Annotated in this window: 3 protein-coding genes; all 3 read right to left on the bottom strand. The window is 68.4% G+C overall.

Annotation, left to right across the window (positions count from 1 at the left end):
* Positions 1-241: hypothetical protein (locus G3N97_RS38485; RefSeq protein WP_205997953.1), on the bottom strand; the 241-nt coding region annotated here is incomplete at its 3' end.
* A 195-nt stretch (positions 242-436) separates the two neighbouring features.
* Entirely contained in the window at positions 437-1081 is a 645-nt protein-coding gene (locus G3N97_RS38480) for an NAD(P)H-binding protein (protein ID WP_205997952.1), read from the bottom strand.
* Positions 1082-1211: 130 nt separating this feature from the next.
* On the bottom strand, positions 1212-1679 hold the full coding sequence (locus G3N97_RS38475; RefSeq protein WP_205997951.1) for an Rrf2 family transcriptional regulator: 468 nt from the start codon (positions 1677-1679) through the stop codon (positions 1212-1214).
* Between the last annotated feature and the right edge of the window lie 217 nt (positions 1680-1896).

Below are 1896 nucleotides of genomic sequence, written 5' to 3'. Positions count from 1 at the left end.
GACTTTGCAGCGCGGGGAGCACCGGCACGGCCGCCGGTGCGGCCGCCGCAGCCGCTGCCGCTCCGGCGGCGAATGCGGGCGTGCACAGGCCGAGGCCGAGCTCCAGCGCACTCACCAGCATGACACCGATGACAAAGCGAATGCAGCGCGTCCACAGACCGCGCAGGTCGCGCGGGTCGCGCCGCGCGCCGACCGGCGCGAATAAAAGCGCGAGCGGGACAGCCCAAAACAGAGCCAGCACGGAACCCGACGCGGACGGCCGCACGCGTTGCGGCGTCCCGCCCGCGTCGTCCCGTCCGAAGCATGGATTCATGGCGAAGGGGCGAAATCAGGACGCTCCAGTGTAGCCGCAGACGCCGCGGCCACGCCTCACGCGTGCGTAACAGAATGCAAGCGCGGCACGTCTTTCAGCAGCTCTGTACCGCGCCGCGCTGCATCAATACGCAACCGTCGCGATCTGACGCACGAAGTGCGCTTGCTCCAGTTCGTTCACGAAGGCGATGGCGTAGTCTTCGGCGGAAATGCGGCTGTCGCCCTTCGCGTCGGCGATCAGCGTGTTCGCGCCCGTGCGGAACGTGCCGGTGCGCTCGCCCGGGGCGATCAGCGCGGCGGGCGCGAAGAAGGTCCAGTCGAGGTCCGTCACCGTGCGGTAGTAAGCGAGCGCTTCGCGGTGCGCGAGCGCGATCGGCTTGTAGGCGTCCGGGAAGCCGTCGGTATCCACCAGTTGCTTGCCGGGAGCGACTTCGAGCGAGCCCGCGCCGCCCACCACCACGAGGCGCGTCAGGCCGGCGGCGCGCGTGCCGTCGACCAGCGCGCGGCTCGCGACCTGCAGATCGCCCAGTTGCCCCGACGGCGGCGCATAGGCGCTCGCCACCACGTCATGGCCGCGCACCGCCGCCGCCACGCTCGCGGCATCGAGCAGATCGGCCTTCGCGGCCTGCACATTCGGGCCGGCGACGACGCGCTCGGGCTGGCGCACCAGCGCGCTGACCTGATGGCCGCGGCGCGCGGCTTCGGCGGCGATGCGCGAACCCACCATGCCGGTGGCGCCAAAAAGTGCGATTTTCAGGGATTGGCTCATGTTCGACTCCTGTCTGAAGTTACGGCATTTATGTAACTAATTTAGTTACAGTTTTGGGTCTAAAAAACGGGGCAAAGCCCCGTCGGGTGAAATCGTGTTGCGTACTGCGCGGCCCTGCTTTCCCGCCCGATCATGCCCGGCGCGGCAGCTTCGGCGTACGCGTGCGTTCGAGCTTGCGCTCGTTGCGCTGCATGTCCTCGACCACGTCGGTGAGCGTGCGCGCAGCCAGCGACGCTTCCATCGCGCGCTGCGCATCGTCGATCACGCCGCGCAGCGACTGCTGGATGTGCCGCCCCACCATGCAGGCCGGATTCGGCTCCTCGCGGTGCATCGCGAAAAGCTGCGCGTCGTCGACCGCGTGATAGATCTCGAGCAGCGTGATCGTCTGCGGCTCGCGCGCCAGCAACGCCCCGCCGCCTGCGCCCAGCTGCGACGTGGTGAGCCCGGCGTTGGCGAGCATCGTCAGCAGACGGCGGATCAGCGCGGGATTCGTGTTCACGCTGCCCGCGATCATCTCCGAGGACAGCGGCTCGCCTTCCTGCAGCGCCAGCAGCGCGAGCACGTGAACGGCGAACGCAAATCGGCTACTCGTATTCACAGCGAACCGGCCGCAGCGCGTGCGGCAAGATAAAGTGTAACCATGATAATTACATTAATTCCGTTCGTCAAACGACGCGATGCGCCTGCTGCACCACGTCACTGGCTGGCGCCCGACGACGAGCCCGCCGCCGCGCCGCTCGCGGCCCAGCGTTGCAGCGAATGGCCGGCGATCGAGAGACCCGTGCCGGTGGCCGCCGCCGCATCGCCGAGCATCG

The organism is Paraburkholderia sp. Ac-20347 (genome assembly GCF_017104805.1).
GTDB classification, from domain to species: domain Bacteria; phylum Pseudomonadota; class Gammaproteobacteria; order Burkholderiales; family Burkholderiaceae; genus Paraburkholderia; species Paraburkholderia tropica.
This window is presented reverse-complemented; position numbering and strand designations above follow the sequence as displayed.

Coding starts and splice junctions, on each gene's coding strand:
- G3N97_RS38480 (WP_205997952.1), bottom strand. CDS start 1,081: ATGAGCCAATCCCTGAAAATCGCACTTTTTGGCGCCACCGGCATGGTG.